The 12,565-nt window shown below is 64.1% G+C and carries 14 protein-coding genes; 6 read left to right on the forward strand and 8 right to left on the reverse strand.

The window, feature by feature from the left end:
- Positions 1 to 26: 26 nt before the first annotated feature.
- The 6 genes from ACFPZ3_RS43890 to ACFPZ3_RS43915 form a co-directional block, all read right to left on the reverse strand.
- Positions 27 to 542: a hypothetical protein gene (locus ACFPZ3_RS43890; protein WP_379520318.1), complete on the reverse strand. Its 516-nt coding sequence runs from the start codon at positions 540 to 542 to the stop codon at positions 27 to 29.
- A 411-nt stretch (positions 543 to 953) separates the two neighbouring features.
- The gene (locus ACFPZ3_RS43895; protein WP_379520319.1) at positions 954 to 1,178 is read right to left on the reverse strand and encodes a hypothetical protein; all 225 of its coding nucleotides are present in this window, start codon (positions 1,176 to 1,178) and stop codon (positions 954 to 956) included.
- A gap of 54 nt (positions 1,179 to 1,232) precedes the next feature.
- A complete protein-coding gene (locus tag ACFPZ3_RS43900; RefSeq protein ID WP_379520320.1) occupies positions 1,233 to 1,907 on the reverse strand; it encodes a hypothetical protein in 675 nt (224 codons plus the stop codon).
- A gap of 18 nt (positions 1,908 to 1,925) precedes the next feature.
- Entirely contained in the window at positions 1,926 to 2,939 is a 1,014-nt protein-coding gene (locus ACFPZ3_RS43905; protein ID WP_379520321.1) for a hypothetical protein, read from the reverse strand.
- Positions 2,940 to 2,988: 49 nt separating this feature from the next.
- Positions 2,989 to 4,665 (reverse strand): DEAD/DEAH box helicase, encoded by a 1,677-nt coding sequence (locus tag ACFPZ3_RS43910; protein ID WP_379520322.1) that lies wholly within the window; start codon positions 4,663 to 4,665, stop codon positions 2,989 to 2,991.
- A 4-nt stretch (positions 4,666 to 4,669) separates the two neighbouring features.
- Positions 4,670 to 4,945, reverse strand: a complete 276-nt coding sequence (locus ACFPZ3_RS43915) for an HNH endonuclease (protein WP_379520323.1) — start codon at positions 4,943 to 4,945, stop codon at positions 4,670 to 4,672.
- A gap of 457 nt (positions 4,946 to 5,402) precedes the next feature.
- Between ACFPZ3_RS43915 and ACFPZ3_RS43920 the strand changes: the two genes are divergently transcribed.
- Positions 5,403 to 5,873, forward strand: coding sequence for a lamin tail domain-containing protein (locus ACFPZ3_RS43920; RefSeq protein ID WP_379520324.1), 471 nt, complete (start codon positions 5,403 to 5,405; stop codon positions 5,871 to 5,873).
- Positions 5,874 to 5,948: 75 nt separating this feature from the next.
- On the opposite strand, the gene ACFPZ3_RS43925 is transcribed toward ACFPZ3_RS43920, so the two are convergent.
- On the reverse strand, positions 5,949 to 6,302 hold the full coding sequence (locus ACFPZ3_RS43925) for a tyrosine-type recombinase/integrase (protein ID WP_379520394.1): 354 nt from the start codon (positions 6,300 to 6,302) through the stop codon (positions 5,949 to 5,951).
- 468 nt (positions 6,303 to 6,770) lie between these two features.
- Positions 6,771 to 7,043, reverse strand: a complete 273-nt coding sequence (locus tag ACFPZ3_RS43930) for a hypothetical protein (RefSeq protein WP_379520325.1) — start codon at positions 7,041 to 7,043, stop codon at positions 6,771 to 6,773.
- A gap of 471 nt (positions 7,044 to 7,514) precedes the next feature.
- Between ACFPZ3_RS43930 and ACFPZ3_RS43935 the strand changes: the two genes are divergently transcribed.
- From ACFPZ3_RS43935 to ACFPZ3_RS43955, 5 genes are all read left to right on the forward strand, one after another.
- Complete coding sequence (locus tag ACFPZ3_RS43935) at positions 7,515 to 7,730, forward strand: helix-turn-helix domain-containing protein (protein ID WP_379520326.1); 216 nt, start codon at positions 7,515 to 7,517, stop codon at positions 7,728 to 7,730.
- A gap of 3 nt (positions 7,731 to 7,733) precedes the next feature.
- The gene (locus ACFPZ3_RS43940) at positions 7,734 to 8,273 is read left to right on the forward strand and encodes a Clp protease N-terminal domain-containing protein (RefSeq protein ID WP_379520327.1); all 540 of its coding nucleotides are present in this window, start codon (positions 7,734 to 7,736) and stop codon (positions 8,271 to 8,273) included.
- A gap of 138 nt (positions 8,274 to 8,411) precedes the next feature.
- Positions 8,412 to 8,723 carry a hypothetical protein gene (locus ACFPZ3_RS43945; protein ID WP_379520328.1) on the forward strand — a complete coding sequence of 104 codons (312 nt, stop codon included), beginning with the start codon at positions 8,412 to 8,414 and terminating at the stop codon, positions 8,721 to 8,723.
- 15 nt (positions 8,724 to 8,738) lie between these two features.
- Positions 8,739 to 10,049 (forward strand): UDP-N-acetylglucosamine 1-carboxyvinyltransferase, encoded by a 1,311-nt coding sequence (gene murA / locus ACFPZ3_RS43950; protein WP_379520329.1) that lies wholly within the window; start codon positions 8,739 to 8,741, stop codon positions 10,047 to 10,049.
- A 53-nt stretch (positions 10,050 to 10,102) separates the two neighbouring features.
- Positions 10,103 to 12,550: a transglycosylase domain-containing protein gene (locus ACFPZ3_RS43955; RefSeq protein ID WP_379520330.1), complete on the forward strand. Its 2,448-nt coding sequence runs from the start codon at positions 10,103 to 10,105 to the stop codon at positions 12,548 to 12,550.
- The last annotated feature ends 15 nt before the right edge of the window (positions 12,551 to 12,565 follow it).

Raw genomic sequence — 12,565 nt, forward strand, 5'->3', positions numbered from 1 at the left:
CTGTGCAGGGGTGCGGGGTGCCGTCTTTAGCTTGGGTCGATGCCGTACGGCTGCCGCAGCGGCGACTCGCGGTAGCCGTGCATGCCCTCCAGCAGCCCGAAGAACCCCACGGCCAGCAGCGGCCAGGACACCAGCACACCGGAGGCGGTCAGCTTCAGTGCGCCCGGCACGACCTTGACCCCGGGGATGGAGGCCGCCTCCACCGTGACCGCGCCGAGCGTGAACGTGGTTCCGGCCCACAAGGTCAGGAACGCGGCCAGCACCCCGCCCGCGCACAACCCCAGCAGCACCGGCAGCATGAAACGCCGCCCGGCGAACCAGGCGACCCCGCCGCAGAGGAGCCCCAGGCCGCCCGTGATCACCGCGAACCAGCCGTCGGCCGCGATCAGCGCCTGCGTGGTGGGGTCGGCCAGCACCGTGCCCTGGTCGGTGACCTGGTACGGAGCCCGTGGCGTCAGCCCGGACCAGAGCAGCCCGGCGGCCACTCCGAGAGCGGCGAGGGTGAGGACAGTTACCGCAAAAGCGCGTACTTCCCTCGTCACGCCACTCCCCCTCACATGTACGTCCGAATCAGCTCGATGGTATCCCCCGGCTAGGCTCGCTTCGTGAATGCAGAAGAGGTGAGTGGTTCGGTCTCGTACTGCTGACCAAGGCCAAGCCCCACATCCCCGGGCTCAGGGGGTGGCTCTGTTGATCTTTGCCTGCCTAACTGCCTGACCCAGGCTCTTCATGAGATCGCCGGGACAGGGGGGCACTGGCAAGGGCTGCGCCGGGGCTGGATCGAGGCCGCTCACATGTGAGGACTTTCTGTACATCATCAAGGCGGCCCGAAAACGGGCCGCACGCGCCGCCGTCTCGGCGCACGCCACCGCCTCTCGCTCCGCTTCTGCGGACGGCGCGCAAGAACGCCGGACGGCTGGCGCGGACGAGTGGACGGGCCGGCACGGAGCTGTTCAGAAAGTCAACACAGACCAGCACATCATGCCCGCCACGATGGAGGCGACCTTCGCCGGCGCATTGGCCCCGTCGGCGGCGGTGATGGCCACCTGCTCGCCGACCAGGGCATCCAGGCCGCACCGCTCGGCCAACCGCATCGCCGGGGCCAGCCCGCCGTATGCGATCACGTGCTCATCATCGAAGATCGCGCCGGTCTTGGCCGCGTCGTGGAAGAATTGCACTTACGAGGTGTCCTTCCGACTTCTTTTATCAGATTCCCAGCGGTGGATTCAGGCTCAGAAAGGAAGTGGCCAATTAGGGGATGGCCGGGCAAAACAGTCTGCCCGAGGAATCGGATTCAAGTCTTTGCACATTATTTGAGCAAATTGAGCACGAGCGGTCGCCACTCTCTTTCCTTCATCCCATGTCAGAAATCCCTTCGTGGCCATTTCGTCAACTTGGAGCTGCATATTTACAGAGTAGTTCAATGCGCCAGCGAGGGCGTCTTTTGACCCGTATATAGCTAAATCATCGAATGTTGACTGTGACATATTGCTCATATATTTCTTAAATCTGCCTTTGCAGCGATGAAGTTTATCGAGAGCGCCCGTGTTTCCCGGCAGGTAAATCTCATGGTTTTTCTTCACGCAGAAGCCGAATTCTTGTCCAAGAGCAAAAGACTTATCTATAGAAGATAGAAATTGCCGGTAAACTTTAATGCGAGTAGAGCGAATCGAACCATTTCGCTGCTCTTCAAGTTGGATACGTTGCTGCGCCTGCTGTGCATCAATTGATTGTTTGGAAGTATAAGCCGTAATGCCTCCACCAATGAGCGCGCCCAATAGTGCTGAAATGAGCGACACTAATGTCGGAAACATTATGGTTCTCCGAAATCCCTTGTTGCCATTCCTGCTTTGGCGTAATTCGCGACCCCGACGCATATATGTCGGAATCTTGCCTAGCCGCTTCATCTCATTTCCTCCAAAGATCTATTCACCCAACATGCGAGTCGCTGGAAAATAGCAATTCCCAGTCTCGTTGACATAACGCTTTTTCCGTAGAAGCAGATCGTCTAGTCGAACGCGACCATCAAGGATCATAAAGATATCGGAGCCGTCCATTGTAGTGAACGACGATGCCGACTCGTACTGCTTCAATGCGTCAGAACTGTAACCATTGATGCTTACGTAAAGACCTAGAGCGTTCTTCCCCTTGCGTGCAATCTTCATACCGAAGACATCCAATTGCTCGCGCGACACAACGCCCCTTAGCCACTTGGCTTCCAGCACGTAATCATCAGTGTCAAAGCTGAAGGATCCGTCAATCTGCTCAAGTTCCAGCGAATAGGCCGCTCTTGGGTTAAGATCGAAAAGCCAGAAAAGATCATTGAGAAACCCCTCGAACTTACGTCCCCGCCCTTGCGGATCCGCAGATGAATGAAGTACTAGGAATTGTTGCTTAAGCTCGTCCAAAGCTTTCGAAGTCGCACGTCCCTTTTCAGCTTCTTCGATAGCATTTGCCAATTCTTGCGCAAACCGTGCGTGCTCTGCAGCTATCTCACGATGCTGGGCTGTAAGGTCACTAAGGTCTGCAACCGCCTGCTGGGCACGCTCCAACCAGCTAGAGTCGTCAAGTTGCTCCAACTCTCTGAATCGCTCCATGGAGGAAATCTCAAGCATCAGCCCAATAGATACCGCCTGGTATTTGTGTTCTCCTTGCATCAACCGAGAAACTAGCACATCGGCAGTATCGCGCTTTGGCGCGTTTTCCAAATCCAGTCCAACTAGGAGTTCTGGATATTCACGAAGTGCGGCGCGCAAGAAACGCGCTAGTGACTTCTTGTACCAGAAGATTAGAGAGAGTGAATCCGTCAGGGCATCATACGCAAGTGGGCTAATCTTCTTAGAACCAGATGCTCCAGTCATCCCATCCTCCATTTTGGTAACAGCAGAAAACGACTCGATATAAGATGCCTCAACTATGAACCACTTGGTGCGGAGCATGCGGGGCCACAGGGCGCTCCCCAAACATCGGATCAACCCATTATCTCGGTCACCCTTCTTCCGTGAGAGACCCTGCTGCCAGCCACTCCTGAGCAAATCGCAAGCGTCGCTCCAACTGCTCCTCGCTGCACTGACGAATGCTTGATACGCCTACCAACTTATTCAACCGCGCGTTCACGTGACTATGGACGATCCCGTGGGCGGCGGCTACACGCTTCGCGGCAGTGTTGTTCTGCTTCTTTAACCGCTCCTTGCGCTCAAACGGCACCTCGCCGCTCTCCTGTGAGGGCACCGTGAACGTCGTCACGCTCGCGCCGGCGTTCCGCAACAGCACCGCCACCAGCGCGGTTGGCATCACGACCGTCGTGGAGTCCATCCTCTTGACCTGCTCCGCGTTAGCGAGATCGGCCGGCGTGATGGTGTCGGAGTCTACGATGACGCCCTCATCTGTCGGCGTGGCAGAGATGGGCGAGAATAGCGAGATGGAGATCTGACCATCACCCTCGTCGAGCACCCCCGTCATGGAGGTCCCGAGCAGGTCTGCTTCCTGCTGGTCAAGAATGTGGTCCCGCTGAAGCTTGATCTGGGCGGCCATTTCTCGCAGCCGCGCGTCGTCTGGAATGTAAAGGTAAGCTGTCGGATCGTCTTCTCCTGGGCGGATTCGCACGAGACGACCAACCACCTGGCGGAAGAACAGCTCAGTGATCCACGGCGTCACGTACACGCCAACGCGGAGCCGAGGAATGTCAACGCCCTCACTTACCTTGCGGATGGTAACAATCCATGGGTCCTTCGAGGACTTGAAGACCTTAATGCGCCCGTCGGCCTCGGGCTCTTCGGAGATGGCCAAGATGGGCGTCTGACCGATCTTCCTGAGCATTTTAACGACCTCGCGGGCAGTGAAAGAGTCCTCGCAAAAGACGATGCCACCTGCTTCTGGGTCCACAGTTCGGAGTTCGGTGAGCTGCGTGTTGGCCTCCCCCAACACCGAAGGCAACCACTCCCCGTTGGGAGAAAGCGCGGTGCGGAGCCTGTGGGCTGCATCGCGGTCAGACAATTTGTCCTCGAAGGTTGCACTCTTGGCAGCACCATTCGGAGCGGTCCATTCCATGTGACCGCCACGGCGTGGAAAGAACACTGCGCGGACAACGCCGTCGGCCAGGGCGCGGTCATAACCGTAGCGGAAGTCTGGTGCGCCCACTCCGTCCACGTAGTTGACGAAGGGAATTTCATCGTTATCAGAGCGGAAAGGCGTTCCCGACAGCAGGAGCTTGGCAACGGCTGGTTCGAAAGCGATTCTGGCTCCGGCTCCCCAAGCACGGTCATCGCTGCCGCAGTGGTGGATCTCGTCGAGGATCACGAGTGTGAGCTTCTCGGAAACGAGCTTGCGGTAGCTCTCGGGTTGTTTGGCGATTTCCGCGTAAGTTGCCGCACAGCCACGCTCATCGGAAGCGAGCCGCCCATCTCCTGCATGCCAGCCAGGGTTGATGCTGACGCCCTGCTTGCCGAATTCCTCTGCCCACTGCCCTTCCAACCTGCTCGTGGGAACGGCGATGACAACCCGCTGGATCCGACCAGATGTAAGAGCGCGACAAGCAATCTCAATGGCGAGTCGGGTCTTGCCGGCGCCAGGGGTGGCCTCGACGAGGAAACCATTCCCGCCCACGGGTGTCCACAGGGCGTACTCCCTAAGGGCGTCTTCCTGCCAGGCTCTGAGGCGGCTCATGCGATCACCTTTCTGAAAGATTGCATTCGGGACACAACGCTTCGCCATTGACCACGTCGGTCCGACCACCCTTGGAGTAGGGCGTGACGTGATCACCGTGCCAGCCACGCTGAAGTTCGGCCCCGCATCTCATGCAGAGTCCTTCAGCAGCCAGAAAGAGAGCAGCTCTCTGTGATTGGTTGAAACGGCGGCTCATGCGCCCCGCCTCCCGACGCTCGCGCTGCGGCGTCTCCATGACGCCCGACCAGCCGAGCTGATCCGTGAACCCAGAGTGCCGCATCAGATCACGAGGTGAACCGGTTCGCTAACAAATGCGAAGAGTTCTCGCAAGGATGCGAATTGTGATGATGGCACGTCATGGGCCGTGCCACTTGATCAATTGTTACGGAATCGTTCGGCCAGTGTGACACACATCACTTGTATTACTCGGAACTTCGAGGCATCATGTCCGCCTTCATCTAGGTCGCGCCGTTTGGCGAAAGTCTTCACGAATGGCCGACTCGCTGCCCTAGCCCACGCTCCCTAGTTTGGATCGCAGGCAGGCGAGGAGATCAGGGCAAAGGCGACTTACGCACTCTCAGCGCCGGACCAACCATCGCGCTGCCGAGTGTTCACAGCCGCAGCGCCGTAGATCATCTGGTGCATCGGATGCCAAAACGATACGGGAACGGTCCATCGGTACTCAACACCATCAATATGATCGCTTCACCCATGTCACCCACCCCAGGAGTATCCTCGTGCATATCCGATCTCTGTTGATGGCCGCCGCGTTAGCCAGTGTCGTGGTCGCCATCTCGCAGCCCGCCTATGCGGCAGGCCCTGTCATCCAGATCAACAAGATTTACTACGACTCGCCGGGCTCGCCGGACTTCGGCGCGAACAGCAGCCTGAACGGTGAATACGCGCAGATCAAGAACCGCACCAAGCAGGCCGTCAGTCTCAAGGGGTGGACTCTGCGTGACAAGACGAACCGGTCGGATCACGTCTACACCTTCGGCACGTTCACCCTCGGAGCCGGGAAGACGATCACTGTGCGGACCGGTAAGGGCAAGAACACCACTATCACCCGCTACTGGAACAGGAGCGGGGGAACCCTCGCCTACATCTGGAACCAAGACGCAGACACCGCCTATCTGCGAAACGCGTCTGGCATGCTGATCGACTCTTGCTCGTACAACTCCACGCGGTACGACTACAAGATCTGTTGACCTAAAGAGCTCACTGGACGCCAAGGTCAAGCGCCACATCCCATCGCGGGATGTGGCCTTCTGATCTTTACTAGGCTAACTATCTGGCGCAGGCTTCTCGCTGTCGGAGGGAAAGATGCGGTCCATGGCGGTTGCACCCTCCTCCATCACGGGCCGGATCTGTAGGCGATATACCTTCTCCGTGATGGCGGTTCCGGTGTGCCCGACCAGCCGTGCGATGTTCTCAAGGGCCATCCCGTTGTCTGAGAGCAGCGACACGAAGCTGTGCCGCATCTCCCGCGGCGTCCACTCCGCACCGACCAGACCGGCCCGCGAGATCACCTTCCGGAATTCCCGCCGGACGTTTCCGGCACTCATCGTGGTCCCGTTCCGACTGGCGAACAACAGCTGGTCCGGATCATTCGCGCTCAGACGCCCGCGAGCGCTCAGGTGGTCTCACAGCACGGCCAGAGCGTAGACGCAGCGGCGCGGGAGTTTAAGCGTGCCCGCGATTCGGGGTCTTCGTGTCCCCGCCGGAGCGCACGGACCGCCAGACGCACACGATGAATTCGTCGTGTTGCCAACCCGCCACCGTCACTGACAGCCACTGCTGGCGCTGTTGGTCGTAGGACACCACATGCGACCACGTGAGTCCGCGCACTTCCTCGGTACAGGCCCCGGTCGGCAGCGACAGCGACACATGCGCCCGCAGCCACGGCCGAGCCTCCTCAGCTGCCCTCAGGACTGCTTCAGCCTGCGTGAGGGTCAGCGACTTGGATGGCCGGCCCGGAAGCTCGCAGAGCAACACCACGTTCCGCTCGCTTTGTCCCGTTCCTGCGCTCGGGCCGTCGACCGCCGGAGGATCGACCGGAGCTCTCGAAGCGTGCGGGTGCTCACTTCCTCCGCCTTGCGCGCCGGCTACGCGTCGACGTCGTCGGCCGACAGGTCGCGGAGCTTGCGCGCGCCCAGGTCCGGGATGATGAGTTTCTTGGCAAGGAGGCGGTTCGTGGTCACCGTGGCCTCCTCCCTGCCATGCAGTCCGTACGTCAGCCAGTCCTGAACGGCCTGCGCCACGGTGCAGTGGGCGTCGTCGCGATCACGCAGCTTGGTACGGAGTTTCTTGAGCGCCCCAGTCTTGGAGCGGTCGCTCGCGGACCGGACGATACGGCGGCCGGCCGGGGTGTAGCCCACGGTGACCTCTACGATCCACCGTTGCCGCTTCGCGCTCCAGCGCAGGCCGCCATCACCTCGGGGCCGGGACCTACGACCGGCGGACTTCGCTTCAGTCAGGTCCTCGGGCCCCTGGCTGACTTCCTCCCTCAGGCAAGTCTCCGCGGTACCGCACCGGCGGGCCGTCACACTGATCGGAGCGTGCGCGAGCTACCGGAGCACTGCACCCCGCAGGCGCTTCCTGCCGCCCAGCCCGATGGCACCGCGTCGTCGGGGTGCAGCCTGACGAGATCTCGCCTCCGCCGCCACGTTCCCGTCGCTGAACCCCCCTGATGCAGCGGACACGAATTCCGCGCACAGAGCGCGCGACGTTCGGAGTAGATCTGCAACTAGAGGGTTATCAGGGGGCGAAACCCTGCAAACACGTCATCCGATCGCGGAAATACGTCAGCATATGCTGACAAGGCACATGTGTCAGCATATGCTGACACTGTGGAAGTAGCCAAGCTGGCCAAGGCGGCCGCCGACCACGACCCCGGCGTGGGCCTGGCGGCGGTGGCCGCGCTTCGGACCCTGCTGGAGGAGCTGGAGGCCATGCACGTCTCGAACGCCCGCGCCCAGGGCTGGTCCTGGGAGCGGATCGCGGACGCGCTGGGCGTAAGGCGGCAGACCGCCCATCGCAAGCATGCTCGCCGGACGAAGGGATGACGCGTGTTCGCCAGGTTCACGGAAGGGGCCCGCCGCGCCGTGGTCAGGGCCGGAATCATCGCGCTTGACTCCGGGCGACCGGCCCTCGAGGCCGACGTGATGCTGCTCGGGCTGGCCGAGGTGCGGCCGTTCACGCTGCGCTCGTTCACCGTGACCGCCGCCGACGTGCGGGAGCGCGTGGGCGCTGGGGATGCCAGGGCGCTGCTCGCCACGCTCGGCATCGACCTCGACCGGGTCCACCGCAGCACCAGGGCCGGGGCCGACGACCCGGCGGCCTGGAGTCTGCGCCGCTCCCCGATGCGGCCGCTACGGGTCATGCTGTACGGGCCGCTCGGCCAGCTCCCCCTCGCCATGCACGCCCGCAAGGCCGTCGAGGTGGCCACGTGGTGGCGGCCCGGCCGCCCGGTCACTGGCGAGGACCTGACGTGGGGGCTGCTGGCCGACCATGCCAACGGCGCCGCCCGCATCCTGGCGGACGCCGGGGTCGACCTGCGCGAGCTCGTCCAGGAACTGCGGGGGCCCGCCGCCCGCCGGACCGCCTAGCCACGCTCACCGCAGGTGGGCGGGGTGTGCAGGCCGGCCACCGTCACCGAAATCGCAGCCCTGTCCCGGCCTACCTGGATCGCTAGGGGAAGTTGTCGCCTATGACCGCCGAGACACTAGTGTCTCAAGCGAGCAGGTATGCGGGCCCGATTCGGGGATATCCCTAGGCTTGCCCTGCAGCGCCTGGCGAACATCGCAGCGCGGCGGGCGATCGACTCACCCGTCGAGATGGTCCGGGAGGGGCGTATGGACGTCTCCGCTGTGGTGGCGTTGCTGATGCCGTATGTGAGCGCCGTGATCGGCGCCTACGGGAGTGCGGTGCTGACCAAGGCGCGAGATGTCGCCGCCGACGAGACGGTCGGCCTGACTGCCGCGGTACACGGATGCGGACTCTTGGGAACGTCGACGTACGATCGTGGATCGTGTGCGGTTGCGCACAACTTTGATTGAAAAGGGCATAACTTCGTGAATGCAGAAGAGGTCTGGCTGATAGAACCCTCCGGCCCGCTCCGGGGTGACGTCGAAGTGCGCGGTTCCAAGAACGGCGTGTCCAAGCACATGGTCGCGGCCATGCTGGGCAACGGCGAGAGCAGCATCCACAACGCCCCCGAGGTGGGGGAGGTCGGGATCACGGCCGACATGTTGCGGGCCCTCGGCATCAACGTGGAGATCTCCCGTACGGAGATCCGGATCGAGCAGGGCCCGGAGATCGAGCCCAGGGTGCCCGACGCGTTCACCGGCCTGAACCGTATCCCCATCCTCATGCTCGGCCCGTTGCTGCACCTGGCGGGGGAGGCGTTCGTGCCGCTGGTCGGCGGGGACCCGATCGGGCGGCGGCCGGTGAACTTCCACGTGGAGGCCCTGCGCGCGATGGGCGCCGAGGTGGAGGTGCGCGACGCCGGCATCTACGCCAAGGCCAAACGGCTCAACGGCACGAGGATCGAGCTGCCGTACCCGAGCGTGGGCGCCACGGAGACGATCCTGATGTCGGCGGTGCTGGCCGAGGGCAAGACGGTGCTGAAGAACGCCGCGATGGAGCCCGAGGTGGTGGAGCTGGCGCTGTTCCTGCAGCGGATGGGGGCCAGGATCGAGCTCTCGCCCGACCGCAGGATCCTCATCGAGGGCGTCGACCGGCTGCGCGGCGCCTCGACGTGGCTGACCGGCGACCGCATCGAGGCGTTCTCGTACCTGGCGGCGGGCCTGGTCACCCAGGGCGAGGTGCGCGTGCACGGCTGCCCCCAGGACCGCCTCGTCACCGCGATCACCACCCTGGCCAGGATGGGCGCCCAGTTCGACATCAACGACGAGTACGTGTGCGCCACCGCGCCCCCCGAGGGCCTGCGCGCGGCGGCCGTGCAGACCGACACCCACCCGGGGTTCATGACGGACTGGCAGACGCCGCTGATGGTGCTGTTCACGCAGAGCCAGGGCATGTCGGTGCTGCATGAGACGGTCTTCGAGAACCGCCTGGTGTACGTGCCCGCGCTGCAGAAGATGGGCTGCGAGATCGAGGTGTTCGACCAGTGCCTGGGCGGCCCCGCCTGCCGCTACCACGACACCAACGCCCGCCACTCGGCCGTCGTGCGCGGCGTGTCCAAGCTGAAGGGCGCCGACGTGACGCTGCCCGACATCAGGGCCGGGTTCTCGGCGGTGCTGGCGGCGGCAGTGGCCGACGGGACGTCCACGCTGCGCGGCGTGCACCACATCGAACGCGGTTACCACCGGCCGTTCGAGCAGTTCGTCTCCCTGGGTCTGAACATCACACGGCAACGGTAAAGACGTTGGAATCGGGCGTTTGCCACTGATCTGGACGTCGCAGATCATCTGACGTGACCGTACTCAGATCCGTCGGGACGCTCGGACTGGCGGGGGCACTCGGAGGAGTGCTGGCGGCCGCACTGGCCGCGCCCGTGGTGAGCGGGGGCGGCCTCGCCGCGATGAGCGTCGCGAACACGTTCGTGGACCTGCCGCCCGCCCCGCGCGAGGAGCCGCTCGCGCAGGTGACCAGGCTGCTGGACAAGGATGGCCGTCAGTTCGCCCAGTTCTACGAGGCCAACAGGACGGCCGTCCGGCTCGGCGCGGTCGCGCCGATGATGCGCAAGGCCATCGTGGCGATCGAGGACGCCCGCTTCTACGAGCACGGCGGCCTCGACGTCAAGGGCACGCTCCGGGCGCTGCTCACCAACACCCAGGCGGGCGGCATCCGGCAGGGCGGCTCGTCCCTGACCCAGCAGCTCGTCAAGAACATCCTGGTGGAGAGCGCGCGCAGCGACGCCGAGCGCGACCGGGCCCGCGCGCCGAACCTGGCCCGCAAGATCACCGAGCTACGGTACGCGCTGGCGCTGGAGCGGAAGTACCGCAAGGACGAGATCCTGGAGCGCTACCTGAACATCGCCTACTTCGGCGCCGGAGCGCACGGCGTGGAGGCGGCGGCCAGGCGCTTCTTCTCCACCTCGGCCTCCCGGCTGAACCTGAACCAGGCGGCCACGCTGGCGGGGGCGGTGCGCATGCCGTACTCGACCGACCCTTCGCTCGGCCCGGAGCACCGCTCGCGGCTGAAGATGCGGCGCGATCTCGTGCTCGACCGCATGGCCGGGCTCAAGCAGATCAGCCAGCAGGAGGCGGCGCGCGCCAAGGCCGCGCCGCTGGACATCCTGTTGCGGCCGGAGCCCGGCGGGTGCGAGCAGAGCGAGTACCCGTTCTACTGCCTGTACGTGAAGCAGGAGCTCCTCTCGAACCCCGTCTTCGGCAACACCGCTCGCGAACGGCAGGCCAGGATGGCCAGGGGCGGCCTGGTGATCAGGACCAGCCTCGACCCCATTGCGCAGCGCGCCGCCGACGAGGCCATCCAGAAACACGTTTCACCCGAGGACACCGAGGTGGCCGCCGAGGCCATGGTGGAGCCGGCTACCGGACGGATCAAGGCGATGGCGGCCAGCAAACGCTTCGGCCGCAACCCCGGCAACCGCAAGAACGGCTCCAAGACCACCTTCAACCTGCCCGCCGACGTCGCCCACGGCGGCGGACAGGGCTTCCAGGCAGGTTCGACGTTCAAGGTGTTCACCCTGGCCACCGCGCTGCAGCAGGGCTGGCGTTTCGGCGACGGCTTCCAGACGCCGGGGGCGATGTCGCCGTCGCAGGGCTACCGTGACTGCGCCGGCAACTCCGTCAACGACCCGAACGCCCGCGTGCTCAACGCCAGCGGCGAGGGCGCCGGAGGACCGCACAGCATCGAGACGGGCACCTGGAAGTCGGTGAACATCTTCTACATGATGCTGGAGCGCAAGGTCGGCCTCTGCAACGTGGTCCGCACGGCCAGGGCGCTCGGCGTGGTCAGGGCGGACGGCAGGCCGCTGCGGGAGGTGCCGACGTTCACGCTGGGGATCAACGAGATGGACCCGGTGACGGTGGCGGCATCGTTCGCGACGTTCGCGGCCAGGGGGCTGTACTGCCGGCCGCTGGCCATCATGGAGATCACCGGCAGGGACGGGCGGCGTACGCACGTGCCGCCCGCGTGCGACCAGGTCATCGAACGGCCGATCGCGGACGCGGTCAACCACGTGCTCAAGGGCGTCTTCGACAAGGGCACCATGCAGGGGCAGAGCATCGACCGGCCCGCGGCGGGCAAGACGGGCACCAACAACGGCTACACCTCCGCGTGGTTCGCCGGCTACACGCCCGACCTGGCGGCGGCGGTCAGCGTGGGGGACATCCGGGGGTCGTATCGGTTCCCGCTGCAGGGGGTGCAGATCGGGGACCAGTACTACGGCTCTGTGCAGGGGGCGTCGCTGCCGGGACCGATCTGGGTGGAGTCGATGGGGCCGGCGTTGCGGCGTACGGAGCCGCGCGGGTTCCCAGGGCCGGACATGTCGCGTTTCGGTGGCGGGCATACGCCGGGGCTGGAGAAGGCGCTCGCGGAGGAGGAGCGGCGCGGGCGCGGCGATCATCCCTTCGTGCGGCGGCATCGGCGGCTGTTCGATTGGCTGCTGGAGCAGTTCCCGGACGCGGGATCGGTGGAGGTGCGGCGTTCCGGGTGGGAGCAGGAACAGCCGCGGGGCGAGGAGACTCTTGAACAGCCGGAACGCGAGCAGCCCCGCCCTTTCAGCCGTCCCGATCGCCCCGTCGGCCAGCCTGAGCGGCTCATCGGGCAACTTGAGCGGCCCTTTGGACGACCGGGGTCCGGGCAGCAGCCCGACCGGCCGTTCGACTGGCCGACCCCCGGTTCATCCGGCCATTCGCTCAATCGGCAACCTCCGGACCGCCCAGGCAGTCCATGAGAGCGGCCTCCGGAA

Source organism: Nonomuraea insulae, from assembly GCF_042656245.1.

Bases quoted from the DNA above. Each gene is read 5' to 3' on its own strand.
- ACFPZ3_RS43945 (WP_379520328.1), top strand. From the start codon at position 8,412: ATGCGGGCCCGATTCGGGGATATCCCTAGGCTTGCCCTGCAGCGCCTG.
- ACFPZ3_RS43915 (WP_379520323.1), bottom strand. From the start codon at position 4,945: ATGCGGCACTCTGGGTTCACGGATCAGCTCGGCTGGTCGGGCGTCATG.
- ACFPZ3_RS43905 (WP_379520321.1), bottom strand. From the start codon at position 2,939: ATGCTCCGCACCAAGTGGTTCATAGTTGAGGCATCTTATATCGAGTCG.
- ACFPZ3_RS43910 (WP_379520322.1), bottom strand. From the start codon at position 4,665: ATGAGCCGCCTCAGAGCCTGGCAGGAAGACGCCCTTAGGGAGTACGCC.
- ACFPZ3_RS43900 (WP_379520320.1), bottom strand. From the start codon at position 1,907: ATGAAGCGGCTAGGCAAGATTCCGACATATATGCGTCGGGGTCGCGAA.